General features: G+C 71.2%; 9 protein-coding genes and 1 pseudogene. 4 read left to right on the forward strand and 6 right to left on the reverse strand.

Going from position 1 to position 13410, the window contains the following annotated elements; translation table 11 throughout:
* Positions 1 to 162: 162 nt before the first annotated feature.
* On the reverse strand, positions 163 to 903 hold the full coding sequence (locus ACZ38L_RS16495) for a chitinase (RefSeq protein WP_465693542.1): 741 nt from the start codon (positions 901 to 903) through the stop codon (positions 163 to 165).
* 240 nt (positions 904 to 1143) lie between these two features.
* Positions 1144 to 2427, reverse strand: coding sequence for an alpha/beta hydrolase (locus tag ACZ38L_RS16500; protein WP_465693544.1), 1284 nt, complete (start codon positions 2425 to 2427; stop codon positions 1144 to 1146).
* Positions 2428 to 3094: 667 nt separating this feature from the next.
* On the opposite strand from ACZ38L_RS16500, the gene ACZ38L_RS16505 reads away from it, so the two are divergent.
* Entirely contained in the window at positions 3095 to 3814 is a 720-nt protein-coding gene (locus ACZ38L_RS16505; protein WP_465693547.1) for a hypothetical protein, read from the forward strand.
* A 36-nt stretch (positions 3815 to 3850) separates the two neighbouring features.
* On the opposite strand, the pseudogene ACZ38L_RS16510 reads toward ACZ38L_RS16505, so the two are convergent.
* Together ACZ38L_RS16510 and ACZ38L_RS16515 are read right to left on the reverse strand one after the other, a co-directional pair.
* Positions 3851 to 4204: pseudogene (locus tag ACZ38L_RS16510) on the reverse strand (DUF6114 domain-containing protein); the annotation flags it as partial.
* Between the two features lie 100 nt (positions 4205 to 4304).
* Positions 4305 to 4925, reverse strand: a complete 621-nt coding sequence (locus ACZ38L_RS16515) for a DUF6230 family protein (RefSeq protein ID WP_465693550.1) — start codon at positions 4923 to 4925, stop codon at positions 4305 to 4307.
* Between the two features lie 1474 nt (positions 4926 to 6399).
* Between ACZ38L_RS16515 and ACZ38L_RS16520 the strand changes: the two genes are divergently transcribed.
* The gene (locus ACZ38L_RS16520; protein ID WP_465693554.1) at positions 6400 to 6984 is read left to right on the forward strand and encodes a hypothetical protein; all 585 of its coding nucleotides are present in this window, start codon (positions 6400 to 6402) and stop codon (positions 6982 to 6984) included.
* Positions 6985 to 7540: 556 nt separating this feature from the next.
* Here ACZ38L_RS16520 and ACZ38L_RS16525 read toward each other — a convergent pair.
* Positions 7541 to 8737 (reverse strand): DUF4149 domain-containing protein, encoded by a 1197-nt coding sequence (locus ACZ38L_RS16525; protein ID WP_465693557.1) that lies wholly within the window; start codon positions 8735 to 8737, stop codon positions 7541 to 7543.
* Between the two features lie 853 nt (positions 8738 to 9590).
* On the opposite strand from ACZ38L_RS16525, the gene ACZ38L_RS16530 reads away from it, so the two are divergent.
* Both ACZ38L_RS16530 and ACZ38L_RS16535 read left to right on the forward strand, forming a co-directional pair.
* Entirely contained in the window at positions 9591 to 10187 is a 597-nt protein-coding gene (locus ACZ38L_RS16530; protein ID WP_465693560.1) for a hypothetical protein, read from the forward strand.
* A gap of 634 nt (positions 10188 to 10821) precedes the next feature.
* Complete coding sequence (locus tag ACZ38L_RS16535; RefSeq protein WP_465693562.1) at positions 10822 to 11268, forward strand: hypothetical protein; 447 nt, start codon at positions 10822 to 10824, stop codon at positions 11266 to 11268.
* A 666-nt stretch (positions 11269 to 11934) separates the two neighbouring features.
* Here ACZ38L_RS16535 and ACZ38L_RS16540 read toward each other — a convergent pair.
* Complete coding sequence (locus ACZ38L_RS16540) at positions 11935 to 12870, reverse strand: hypothetical protein (protein WP_465693566.1); 936 nt, start codon at positions 12868 to 12870, stop codon at positions 11935 to 11937.
* Between the last annotated feature and the right edge of the window lie 540 nt (positions 12871 to 13410).

A 13410-nucleotide genomic window follows, 5' to 3' on the forward strand; every position in this document is an offset into this window, starting at 1 on the left:
CCCCTTTTCCTCTGCCCTCCCCCCCCCCCCCCCCCCCCCCCCCCCCCCCCCCCACCCCCCCCCCCCCCCCCCCCCCCCCCCCCCCCCCCCACGCCCGGGAGCCGCCGGTCCGGCTGGGGGACCGTCAGCGAACGGTGGGCGAGTCCCGCACCCCTCGGCCGATCAGCAGGAGATGTCGCCACCGCCGACGTCGGTGCCGAGGACGCCGACGAACCGCTTGTAGAGGTTGATCCGGTCGTTGCGCTCGTCCGGGTTCCTGCCGTTGCACTCCAGGTCGCCGTTGATGCTGCGGATCGTCTCGCCGAAGCCCCTGCCGTTGACCATCGCGTCGTGCGGGGTCATCGTCCCGGCGCCGTTCAGGCTGTTCCAGAACCACAGGCCGGTCTTCCAGGACACCGCCGGGTCCCGCTCCACCTGGTACGGGTTGTGCAGCAGGTCGATGTGCAGGGCGTCACCGGCCGCCTTGTAGTTGAAGTTCCAGCTCAGCTGCAGCGGGCCGCGCCCGTAGTAGGCGGCCTGGCCGGCCGGACAGCCGTACGGCTGACTCGGGTCACAGTAGTGGCTGTAGTTGGCCGTGTTCTGCTCGACGACGTACTTCAGGCCAACGGTCTCGTGGCTCACGTTGGCCAGGAAGGCCGCCGCCTCGCGCTTGCGCACCGCATCGCTGCCGGTGGTGGTGAATCCCGGGTAGGCACTCAGCGCGCTGACCAGGCCCTGGTAGGTGTAGAAGGTGTTCCGGTCCGGGAACATCTGGTTGAACTGTGCCTCGCTGACCACGAACGACCCGGCGGCGGAAGCGGGCACCGCCGGAACGGCGACCGCCAGCCCGCTCGCGACCGCTGCGGCGCCCAGCACGGCCAGCACACGGGACCGGGTTCGGGACAAGGCACGGGACAGGGACATCTGTACTCCTTGGGTGGCGCGGACCGCGCCGCTCGAGTCACTGGGGGCGGCTGTTTCGGATACTCGGAGCTTCGAGGACGAAGCAACGGCCGCAGCATGGCACGAATTCAGCATGGACCAGCCAAAATTGACGACAAGTCACCCACCGGATGACTATCCCGTCCGCGGTTGACGGCGGCCCACCGTTCGGAGGCCGAAGCCGAGGCGGAGCCGGAGCGGCCCCATCCGGGATCGGGCGCCCTACGGGTGGGTGCCCTGCAGACCGAGCTGCTGGGAAAGCCAGGGCAGTGCCTGGGCGAAGGAGGCCGCGCCGGTCTGCCAGGTGTGCGCGCCGGAGCCGGTGGTGACGACGGTGCGGATGCCGTCCTTCCTGGCCGCCGCGCTCAGCTCCTGTGCCGCCTTGATCTGACTGCGCTCCTGGTCGCCGTCCTCGAACCAGCCGGAGACGCCCTTGTACTTGGCGTGGTGCGCGAGCACGGTCGCCGGGTCGTGTGCCGCCCAGGCCGCCGCGTTGCCGCCGTAGAGCTGCTGGATGGTGCTCTCCTGGTCGCCGATGTACGGACCGTGGTCGCCGGAGAAGTCCCCGAAGTGGGTGAACACGCCGGGGTGTTCGACGGTCAGGTCGATCGCGCAGGTGCCGCCCATCGACCAGCCGGCCACGCCCCACTTGTGCGGGTCGGTGGCGGTGCCGAAGGTCTTCTCGATGTACGGCGGGATGTCCTTGACCAGGTGGTCCTCGGCGTTGCCGTGCGGGCCGTCCACGCACTCGGTGTCGACCTTGAAGCCGCCCGTCGCGTCCGCGAACACCAGCACCGGGGCGAAGCCGTGGTGCTTGGCCGCGTAGGCGTCCGCCGTCTTCACCGCGTCACCGGCGCGGATCCAGTTGTCGGGCGCCGCGAACTCGGCGCCGATCATCTCCAGGACCGGCAGCTTGGGCCGGTGCACACTGCGGAACCAGGCGGGTGGCAGGTAGACCAGCTCCTGGCGGTGCGCGAAGCCACTGGCGGTGTCCGGGATGTCCACCTGGACGATCCGGCCGGTGGTGGTCCGGCCGTGGATCGTGCCGAGCTGGGCCAGGGTGATCTGATCCGGCAGCGGAGCGCCGCTCAGCTCACCGATCGCGTCGTCCAGCGTCGGGTAGTAACCGGTCGAGATGTTGAGCGCGTTGGCCGCCGCCACCAGGGACAGCAGGGCGGCCACCGGCGCCAGCAGCCGTCGCCACCAGCGGGCGCTGCGCCAGCCGAAGCCCAGCACGGTGAACGCCGCGATCGTCACGCCGGTCCACAGCCACAGACCGGACGGGATCGGGTCGTTGATCCCGGCCAGCGCCGGCACCGTGGCCGCGCCGACCGCCGTGACGAGCGCCGCGACGGCGAGGGCGATCGGTGCCCGGCGCAGCCGCCAGCGCCGGTCCCGCCAGCCGAGCGCGAGCAGGAAGACAGCGGCGGCGGCGAGTTGGAGGGCCCAGGGGAACCAACCGTCGAGCAAGGAGACGTTCAAGCCCGGACGCCGTTCGACCAGCACGTCGGCAGGGTGCCGCTCGGCGCGGGAGCGCCGCGGGAGCCGTCGGACGGGCTCCGGGCCTCGCGGGCCGCGAGCGGCACGCCGGCGCACCCGGCTGCCGTCGCGCGAGGAGCGAGGGCCCGGTGGGTTCTGGTCCTGGGCATCGCGTCGGTGCTCGCTTTCGGGCAGAGCGCGGCCACATCGCCGTGGGATGTGTGTGGGCAGCGCGCGCTCGGTTGGCTGCTGGTGTCGGGTGATCCGGCGGATCACGCGCGACGTTAGGGCCGGATCTTGTGGATTCCCTGTGAGCCGGGCGTCCGTGACGGTGGTCGGGAACGTGCGCTGCGCTTTCCGGGGCCGAGCTGACGCACCCGTCCGCAGCCGTCCGGACGCACATGATTTCCACAACGAAGGCCCCTACCGTCCTTCGCGCACAGGCCAGTTCGCGGAGCGCCGAGGGAGGGCGAAGTGCGGCGGAGGTGGGCTCCTCGCGGGGGAGCCGTGGTGCTGGCCGGCACGGTCGTTCACGGCCTGCCGTCGACGCCGTCCCGAGCCTGTCCCCGGGACGGTGTCCCCGGGACGGTCGCGGCCCCGTGCGTGCTCCGAGAGCGAGCACCAAGCCGCGTCCTCCTCGCCGTCGCGCGCCGAATACCCTTGATCGAAGCGACGTTGCATGGAGGTGGTGGAGATGGCAGAAGACGACCGGCCCCGGCGGCGAGCGGTGCTCGCAATGGTGGCGGCAGCCGCGGCGGTGCCCGCCCTCAGCAGCTGCTCGGATCACGCCAAGGCGAAGACCGCCGCCGCGACTGAGCAGCCGGTGGGCGCCCTGGCGGCGGCCAGCAGCAGTGCGGGCCCGCAGGTGCTCATGATGATCCGGCACGCCGAGAAGCCCACCGGTTCGGGCGCTCCGCACGGCGTGACCTCCGACGGCGACAAGGACGACAAGTCGCTCACCGTGCAGGGCTGGACCCGCGCGGGCGCCCTGGCCGGGCTGTTCGCCCCGCGCACCGCCGCCGGCGCCCCCGCCACGCCGCGCCCCGGGCTCACCCGGCCCACCAGCGTGTACGCCGCCGATCCCAGCGGCGCCAGCAAGCGCCCGTGGGAGACCGTCACCCCGGTCGCGGCGGTCCTGGGTGGCACGCCGGACACCCAGTTCGCCAAGGGGCAGGAGGCGCAGTTGGCGTCCGCCCTGCTCGCCGCCTCCGGCGACGTCCTGGTCGCCTGGGAGCACGAGAGCATCCCCGCGATCGTCGCCCATCTCGGGTCGGTCACCCCGACACCGCCCGCCACCTGGCCGGACGCGCGCTTCGACGTGGTCTGGGTGTTCACCCGGCAAGGTGACGGCTGGGACTTCAGCCAGGTCCCGCAGATGCTTCTGGCCGGAGACCTGCCGACGCCCATCTCCTGACCGGGCCGGCCCCGGTGGAGACGGTCAGTCCTCCGGCGGGGCCCAGGCGCAGGCCAGCGAGCCGCCGATGAGCCCGGGCAGCAGGCCCAGGAGGAAGCCGCCGAAGTTGGCGACCGGTACGGAGACCAGTGAGAGCAGGATCGTCGCGACCCCGGCGAAGATCCGCAGCTGCTGCTGGAACCAGAGCGTGAGACCCAGCGTGATCAGCAGGCTCCCGATGAGAAGTGAGCCCGCGCCCGCGGTGGTGGAGAGCGCCAGGCCGAGACTGCCCAGGCTGAGGTGCGTGTAGGGGAAGTAGAGGATCGGCGGACCGGCGCTGAGCGTCAGCAGGCCGGCCCAGAACGGGCGGGTGCCGCGCCAGGCCCGGAACTCCCGCCGGGTCGTGGCGATCGCCTCGCGCGGCCCGGAGCGCGGGGCCGTGGTTGCGTTCCACACGTGGCGACTCCCTGTGCTGTCGGCGGGATTGAGGCGTGTCGTCGGGGCGGAGGGGTCAGAAGCACTCGTTCCGGCCTCGCGCCAGCGACACGTCCAGCCCGGGAACGTCGAGGCTGCCGGCGGACACCGCGACCGCGGTCACCCGCACGTTGGTCAGGTTGATCGAACTCGCCTGCTGCGCAAGGCTGTTGGGGTTGAAGAAGCGCGAGTCCCGGTCGCCCGGGCTGACTTCGCCACTGGTGAGCGAGCCGGCGGCCACCCCGATGTCGAGGTGGTGGCTGCTCGCCTGGTCGGCCGCCAGGCGCTTCGCGTCGATGAAGAATCCCTTCGCGGTGGCTGGTCGCCGGCCACCGGTGAGCCGTAGCGTGTAGGGGCCGAGTACCGGAATCGGGAAGACGGCGGACTGGCAGAGCCCGCGGATCGTGGCGGACTCGAACCCCGTCACCGCGACCGGCACCTCGACGTGCTCACGGGTGAGGTCCACCGTGCCGTACAGGCTGAAGCCGTCACCGTGGAGTTCGTCGGCGGAGAGCTTGAACTCCTCCCCGGAGATGAGGAACGACGCGGCGAGCACGTTCTGGGCCACGCCGGCGGCGAGAACCGCGGTGGCCGCCAGAGACGGCAGCAGGATGACGGCGAAGCGCTTCCAGCGGGTCCTGCCGAAGGGTTGCGACATGCCGTCTCTCCCTGACGTGGACCGTGGCTCCCGGGCCCTGCTCGTGCGACCGGCCGGGAATAGGCCTAAGGGACACCGCACCGGCTGCCCGGGATTGAAAATGACCGAATACGGCCGATCATGCGGTACGAGACATGGCCCGGCAAACCATTCGCGATCACATTGCCGACCATGTCGCCGCACATCACCCCGGTGGCCCATCGGCCACGGCATGGGGCCCGCTGGTCAGCACCCCCAGGGGCGTCAAGAGGATCATCCGGTTGGCAGGGGGCGAGCGACCGTGCGGACCGGAGAGCCGGTCCGGTTCCGGTTCGCGCGTGTCCGGGACCGCCCCATGGCCCTGGTGCCGAGGTGGGGCTCCCACAGCCGCCGGATGACTTGCCGGACCTCCCGGCCTCCCCTGACGGTGAGGCACCTCCCGCTCCCGGAACCCACCGGCAGGTGCTCCCGGCTCTCCTGTGCCGCCAGTGCCCGCGACGCCGGCGCGGGTGGCGTACCGCTGTTTCCGCTCGTCGGCGCCCTGCGCCGGGGGCGGTGACCGGAGGAGTTCATGTCCCTCGCGGGGGTGCGCGGTGCGGCGGCGGGTGAAGCCGGTGGTGCGGGACGGGCGGGCCTCGCGGGCGCGGTCATCCCGCGCGGGGAAGAGGTCGAGCCCCGCCCCGCCGCCGGCGCATGCCGGCACCGGTCCACCGGCCGACCCCAGGGCCTCCGGCTGGCCGCGGATGCCGTCCGCTGGCCGCCGTTTCCCGGTCCTCCTTGATCCCGGACGCCGTCAGGAGGCCCTCCGCCCCTGGTCGAGTGGACCGGCCGGCCCGCTGTGCGCGCTGATGAGAATCCGTGCTTCTCCTTTACTCCTGCTCCCGGTCCTCGGACCGTCGGTTCTTGAGGCGGGTGGGGGCGGCGAGCGATGGTCGCGGGGGCGCCCGTGCGTTGCGTGTCCGGCCCGGCCTGGCCTGCCAGGGGCGCTTGCGGCGTCGCCGGCGTGCCGGGGCCCGGCCGTCCGGGGCCGCCCGGGGCCGCCACACCGGGCCGGCCCCGGGAGCGGTCTGACTGAACCGCGACCCCAGGGATGTGTCGTTCCCTCAGACCAGCTGCCCGCAGGTGAGGAACCGGGGTGAGCGGGTCCGGCTCACGTCGATGACGGGGCGCCGGTGTCCGCGGAGGCGGTCGCCCCCTGAAGGTGGCTCACCTCGTCGCGTCGGCCCTTCCAGGCGCCCTGCCGCCAAAGGAGTGAGCAGGTGTCAGCAGTCACCTGGAAGGGCCAATGTCACGTCAATCTCCCTATGTTCATACAAATCTGACGATTCATCAGATAGGTCCGCTCTGCCCTGATGCCCCGTTTGGCTCCCCGGCGCCGGCCCTTCGATATGCCCGATATGACCGCCGTCAGTACGTTCAAATCACGGGTCGGCGGTCCAGTCGACCGTCTGAGATCAGGTCGGCGGTACCAGCCGACAGAGACAGGAGAAGTTCCATGAAGATCACCCGAGCCACCGCCGTCACGGCGGCCCTCGGTGCCGCCGCGGCCATGGCCGTGACCGGCCTCACCTACTCCTCTGCCGCCTCCCAGCCGGTGACCCAGGCGACCCAGGCGGCCCCGGCCGTCCAGCAGGTGGTCGCTCCCGCCGGCAACGACGGAAACAACGGAAACAACGGGAACAACGGGAACAACGGGAAGGGCAACGAGGGCAAGGGCAACGAGGGTGGCGGCGAGCACCGCCACCACCGTCGGCACCACGAGGAGGGCCGCATCCACATCAACGAGCGGTCGTACTCCTCCCGCGCGGGCGACTGCATCACCGTGGTCAGCGGCCTGGGCGCCCGGAGCCTGAACATTCGCAACGACAGCCACAAGACCGTCGAGGTCTTCAGTGGGGCGGTTTGTGACAACGGCGCTCCCATCGCCACCGTCGGGCCCCACAGCTCCGCCGACGGCGTAAAGCCGCAGTGCAACGACGATGTCTTCGTCGAGAAGGGAGTGGTGGCCAGCTTCCGAGTGGTCCACCGTTACGAGGGCGGCCGCGAGGGTGGCCACGAGGGCGGCGACTACGAGGACTGATCAGGAGCAGTGATGGGTCTTGACGACCGCGGAGAGGCGGTTGAGGGGCCGCCACTCTTGGACGCCTCGATGGATCGAGGACGCGCTCGGTCAAGACCTTCTCCGTGACCGGCGAAGCGTGATCCAGCGTCGCGATACGGTGACCTGACTGACACCGAGACATCGCCGAGAGCTGGATCACGCCGCAGTCGGCATACTGCTGCCTCACGGACGCCCTCGCCTGGAGAGGGCGTCCTGGGGCCGCGGTCCCTGGAACTCGTGAGCTCGACCCTGTTGGGGATCTCGAAGTTTCCGGGCCGCGATGTCGGTGAACTCCGCTATGGCGGACGGCAGTTGCTTTCGATATACGACCCAGCCCAGCGTCGCCGAGAAGCCGGACACGGCCCACTGGAAGCTCTTCCGCTACACCGCGGCGCGCCCCGGCAGCGCCCCGCGGAGCGAGATCAGGACCTCGCTCGACCAGCACCCCGGCCGAGCGGGCCGGCCGGCCCGCCCCGTCCCGCCACCCCCGACCCCCGTCCAGGTCCACGGCTCGACGCAGGGGTCCTGTTCCGGATCAGTCCGGAAGGGGTGACAGGGAGAGGACGGTCGTCGAGCGGCGGCGGGCGAGTTGGCCGGAGAAGCGGTAGCCCCCGGCCATCAGGGCGACCACGGCGATCGTCTCGGCGGTGCCCCAGGCCCAGGTGGACGTGCTGGCCTGCTTCGCTGCGAGCTTCGGCAGCTTCTTGGCCGGAACGGGGTGGGCGGAGTGCGCGGCGGCCTGCGCCTGGAAGGCCTGGTTGCGGGCGGAGCCGTGCAGGAACGGGGCCACGAAGAGCAGGGACACCCCGAGCAGGACCTCGACGGAGAGCACGAGGGGGAACTCGCGGAGCAGCAGCCTGGACAGCGGGCGCTCGTCGCCCTCGTCGCGCAGGGCCTCGATCCGGGGATGCAGCCAGAACTGGTTGAACAGGCCGAGGAGCAGCAGGCCGCCGAAGATGAGGATCTTCACGCCGAGCACGCGCCCGTACATGGTGGTGACCAGCTGGTTCAGCCCGTCCACGTGCTCCCAGTAGAGGAACAGGCCGGACAGGGTGATGCCCGCGACGCAGCTCATGGCGCAGACGGAGAAGCGCCGGATGGCCAGCGACCAGAAGGCGCGCCGCTCGGCCGTGGGTATCACGCCGGGGGCGGCGATCAGCAGCAGGCCTGCCAGGCCGCCGAGCCAGACCCCGCCGCCCAGCAGGTGCAGCATCCACATCAGGGTCTCGAAGCCGGTGCGACCCCAGTCGGCAGGCACCTTGGCGGGGAACTTGGTGGTGCCGAGCGCGACCGAACCCGCGGCCAGGCCGGTGCCGAGCAGCCATCGGCGCGCCTGGCCGGCGGCGATCGAACGGACCGCCAGCGGGGCGATCAGGGCGGCGCCGACGAGGGAGAGGGTGACCTCGAGACCGGACAGCAGGCCGCTGCTGCTGCCGTCGTAGAGGGAGTTCCAGGCTGCCGTGTAGTCGTAGCCATGGCTCTTCGAGGCGCCGTGCGCCAGGTCGGTGAGTGCCGCCGGGACGGCGAGCAGGCCGAGGGCGACGCCGGCCCGGGCGAGCCGGGAGGTGACCGCGGGAAGGGCGCTCGGCGCCGTGCGGACGGCGGCCGGGCCCGCGGACAGCAACGCGAGGGCGGTCAGCCCGACGAAGCCCATGAGGGTGACCCAGGTGGTCCAGGCCACGGCACTGTCCATGAAGGGGCCGAGCGGTGTCGAGGGTGCGGCGGCTGCCAAGGACGTCAGGGCAGGGGGTAGCGAAGGCGAGGGCACGGGTGGCCTTCCTCGTTCACGGGGGAGTGGAAGGGAGACGGGCGGGAGCTTAGGTTAGCCATACCTAAGTAATGTGGCAACTGCCCGTGGAGAAGCGGCTCGGCGCCCGCCGGGCGGCCACCGTCACCCCGGCCGCGATCGAGGCGTGTCATGCCGGTCGGCCGATCCTCCGTGATCGGTGCGAGCACCGGCTCCGAGGCCGCGCCCCGGCGCGCCCGTGTCGGCGAGCCGTTCGCCGATCGCCCCCGACCGGTCGTGTGAGCGTGCCCCGCGCGGCTCTCGGGCCTGGAGCGCGCGCCGCTGATGAGCGCCCGTGGCCTTCCCCGTGCCTGCTCCGCCCTCAGATCGTCGACCCCTGAAGTAAGTGGGGAAGCCCGGCGAGCGGGGATCGCGAGGCCGCCGCACCCGTCGGCCGAGCCGCTCGCGCCCGGGGTCCGGTCTCAACGGCATCGCGGAGTCCTGGATGGGGTGTGGCGCCTCATTCCTGGCCTGTCGGCGCCGGGGTGCCTCGTTCCCTGATGGCGACTCATCTCGTCGTGTCGGCGTGTCCCGGCGTCCTGCGGCCGAAGGAGTGAGCAGGTGTCAGTGGTCACCTGAAAGGGTCAATGTCATGTCAATATCCCCATTTTCATACAAATCTGACATCACATCAGCCAAGGCGGGGACCCGCTCTGATGCCCCGTTTGGCTCCCTGGCGCCGGCCCTTCGATATGCCCGATATGACCGCCGTCAGTACGTTCAAATCACGGGTCGGCGGTCCAGTCGCCCGTCAGAGATCAGGTCGGTGGTACCAGCCGACAGAGACAGGAGAAGTTCCATGAAGATCACCCGAGCCACCGCCGTCACGGCGGCCCTCGGTGCCGCCGCGGCCATGGCCGTGACCGGCCTCACCTACTCCTCGGCCGCCTCCCAGCCGGTTACCCAGGTGGCCCAGGCGGCCCAGGCGGCCCCGGCGGCCCCGGCGGTCCCGGCTGTCCAGCAGGTGGTCGCTCCCGCCGGCAACGACGGCAAGGGCAACGAGGGCAAGAGCGAGGGCGGCGGCCACGAGCGCCGTCGGCACCACGAGGAGGGCCGGATCCACATCAACGAGCGGTCGTACTCCTCCCGTGCGGGCGACTGCATCACCGTGGTCAGCGGCCTGGGTGCCCGGAGCCTGAACATTCGCAACGACAGCCACAAGACCGTCGAGGTCTTCCGTGGGGCGGTTTGTGACAACGGCGCTCCCATCGCCACCGTCGGGCCCCACAGCTCCGCCGACGGCGTGAACCCGCACTGCAACGAGGACGTCTTCGTCCACGACGGTGTGGTGGCCAGCTTCCGAGTGGTCCACCGTCACGAGGGTGGCGAGCGCGAGGGCGGCGAGGGCGAGGGTGGCCACGAGGGCGGCCACGAGGGTGGCGACTACCGGGATTGATCAGGCTTTCTCCAGAAGATCCAGAGTAGTGATGGTCTTGACGACCGCGGGGAGGCGGTTGAGGGGCCGCCGCCCTTGGACGCTTCGATGGATCGAGGACGCGCTCGGTCAAGACCTTCTCCGTGACCGGCGAAGCGTGATCCAGCGTCGCGATACGGTGACCTGACTGACACCGAGACATCGCCGAGAGCTGGATCACGCCGCAGTCGGCATACTGCTGCCTCATGGACGCCCTCGCCTGGAGAGGGCGTCCTGGGGCCGCGGTCCCTGGAACTCGTAACACGATCTTGTTTAGGCAGTCACCGGACTCGAAACTCGAGTCCCTGAGTATCGGAAAGCAGCACTGGTGGGTCGGGGACGGGAGGCCGTACGCCGTCTTGGGCGTCGGTCCTCCCGTCCCCGACCGCCGAACCGGACCTGCGGTTGGCGCATCCGGCTCCCCACACGTCCTGCCCGGCGGTCGCCGACGGCCGCTCGGCTCGCACCCCGCCTCCTGGCCCCGGCCGTCGACCTCTGCCGCCGATCCGCGCAGCAGGGCCGGCCCGCTGCTTCGGGCCGGTGGCACCCGGTGCCTCATCGGACCTCTATATGATCTGCGCGTCCACTCGTCGATCGCGATCAAGGGGGCCAGTCCGTGGCCGGATTCGTGCTCATACGCTCGGAGGAGCCGTCTCTCAAGCGGGCGTCCTGGCTCAACGTCGTCATCGACGACACCACGGTCGGCAAGCTCAGGCAGGGCGGATCCGCCGTCTTCCCGGTCGACCCGGGCCCCCGCTCGCTGCGCGTCAGCGCCAGGGGTGGCCGCTCCAACACCATCGCGATCGAGGTCCCCGAGGACGGCGAGTGCCGGGTGCGGGCCTTCGAGACGGGCTACGGACTGCTGACCGCGATCGTGCCGGTCCTGGGTGTCATCACCGCCATCCCGGGCCTGGTCCACCGCGTATGCGTCGAAGACGACAGCACCGCGGCACCCACCCCCGCCCCGGCCGCCGACGAGGGCGGCAGCGGGGGCCCGGCGGGGCTGTGGTGGGAGTCCGACCCGACGCTCGCCAAGCGCATCCGGAAGAACACACCGTCCTGACCTGCCGCCGTCGGCCCACGTCGGACCAGCCGACGAAGGCGGAGCCGACCGCGCCTCCGCCGGGCGCCGGGCCCGTCAAGCCGCAGCCACCGTCGTGCGCCGCGGCATCAGGGTGGCCCTCGGGTCCGGCGGCCCGAGGCGGCCCCGCTGGAACGGGAGCCGGACGGCGTCTTCCGCGCGGGCGCGCCGGTGCCGACCGCCTTGCCGTTTCCTGATCCGCCTCGCGGCCCGCCCCGGCTGGGCGGAGATGGCTGCCCGGGTCCCCCGGAGCGGTCAGATGGTGTCGGGGTGGTCGACGAGCTGAAGGCTGCGGCGCCAGAGTTCGCCCCCGGGCAAGGGCGTCGTACGCCTGCGGGTGGGCCTTGGCCTGGCGGGTGCGGTCGAAGAACCGTCCGGTCGTGGCGGCGAGGGCAGGGGCGGTGACGAGCCGGTGGGTGGCGGTGACGCCGTCCTCGAGGCTGTCGACGTGGTGGCCGATCTCGTACCTCGGCTGCGAGGCGCGCACCTGCGTGAGGTCGGCCAGATCGGTGCGGAGGGTGACCAGCCGGTCGACGTCGTGGGTGTCGCGGATCGCGTCGGCGGTCCGGATGACAGGAGGGGGCACCCGTCGGATGACGGGTGCCCCCTCCACTGGGTCACCTCAGGGCCCGAAGGCCCGTGCGAGGATCAGGCCTTGCCCCAGGTGCCGGTGTTCCACAGGGCACCGCCGTTGGACGGGCCGCCACCCTGCGAGTAGACGACGAAGTTGCCGTCGGACTGCACCTTCGCGTACGCGCCGGGGTTGTTCCAGGTGCCGGTGTTCCAGAGCACCTCGTTGCTGTTGGCCACGGCGAAGACACCACTGGAGTCCATGACCGCGTCCATGCCCGGGTGACCGAAGGTCCAGGACGCCCAGATGCCGGTGCCGTCGCTCTTGCGGTAGAGCACCAGGTTGCCGTCGGCCTGCATGATCAGGATGGTCGAGCTCGACTCCACCCAGGTGTTCGGCACCAGGCCCTGCCCGGACGCGATGGTGTCCGACGGCTGGTCCGTGTACTGGCCGTTGACCACGGTCGGGATGAACCCGGTGGTGGTCTGCCAGTACGGATCGGCGACACCGGAGGCACCGACCAGCAGGTCGCCGTCCACGAGGACGAGGAAGGCGCCCGACTTGCCCCAGGTGCCGGTGTTCCACAGGGCGCCGCCGTTGGACGGCCCGCCACCCTGCTTGTAGATGACGAAGTTGCCGTCCGACTGCATGAGGGCGTAGGCGCCCGCGTTGCCGTAGGTGCCGGAGTTCCACAGCGGCTGGATGTGGGTGCCGTTGTTGGCGACCAGGTAGAGCACCAGGTTGCCGTCGGACTGCATCACCAGGGTGGTGTCGCCGGCGCTCATGCTGGCGCCGGACTGCAGGCTCTGACCCGGGTTCAGCTGGATGCTGATCGGGGTGGCCTTCGCCGTCCGGGCCGCCGGGTTGGTGTGCGGCATCGTGCGCACGATCGGCGCGGCCTTGGTGGTCAGCCGCGGCGCCGGGGCGGCGACGGCCCCGGGTGCGGTGGCGGCCGCGAGTGCGCCGGCCCCGATCAGGAGCGCGGCGGCACGCTTGAGCGTACTTTTACGCAATGGTCCCCCTCGAAGAGAAGTGCTGGCCTCTTCATAGATCCAGCAGGGAATTCATACACCCATGCGAGGACATACGTTCATGAGGGGTACTGGATCCAGCGGGTACTCCCGGGTTCCGCCGGTGCGTCGCCCGCGGGTCCAGCGCCTGTCCGTCCGGGCCCGAGGGGGTGCCGCACGGGCCTCGATGCGTGGCCCGGTGCGGGTGGTAGTCGCGGCGATCCCGGTCTCCGGTCGCCGACCGCGGCCCCGAACCTATTCGCACACTGGCGCTTTGGTGTAAGGCCCCACGGTTGGGCAAGGGGAGCCGTGTAAGCCGAGAGGTTTAAGCACGGTTCTGCGAGCGGCGGCGGGTGAGATTCCCGCCGCCGACTCTCCTCGTCGTCTTGGTGCACGGCGCGCGCGAGCACACTGAAGCGCTGCGCGAAGAGGTCGCCGTCGCGCTGGCTCCGCTCGGGTTGACAGGTCCGCCGACACCTCGCCGCCTCCGGGCGGTGGAGGATCGCGGCGGACGGGGTCGAGTACTTCCGGATCGAGGGTGTG

It is taken from the genome of Kitasatospora sp. NPDC024654 (assembly GCF_055559155.1).

Coding starts and splice junctions, on each gene's coding strand:
- ACZ38L_RS16520 (WP_465693554.1), top strand. CDS start 6,400: ATGAAGATCACCCGAGCCACCGCCGTCACGGCGGCCCTCGGTGCCGCC.
- ACZ38L_RS16505 (WP_465693547.1), top strand. CDS start 3,095: ATGGCAGAAGACGACCGGCCCCGGCGGCGAGCGGTGCTCGCAATGGTG.
- ACZ38L_RS16530 (WP_465693560.1), top strand. CDS start 9,591: ATGAAGATCACCCGAGCCACCGCCGTCACGGCGGCCCTCGGTGCCGCC.
- ACZ38L_RS16515 (WP_465693550.1), bottom strand. CDS start 4,925: ATGTCGCAACCCTTCGGCAGGACCCGCTGGAAGCGCTTCGCCGTCATC.
- ACZ38L_RS16495 (WP_465693542.1), bottom strand. CDS start 903: ATGTCCCTGTCCCGTGCCTTGTCCCGAACCCGGTCCCGTGTGCTGGCC.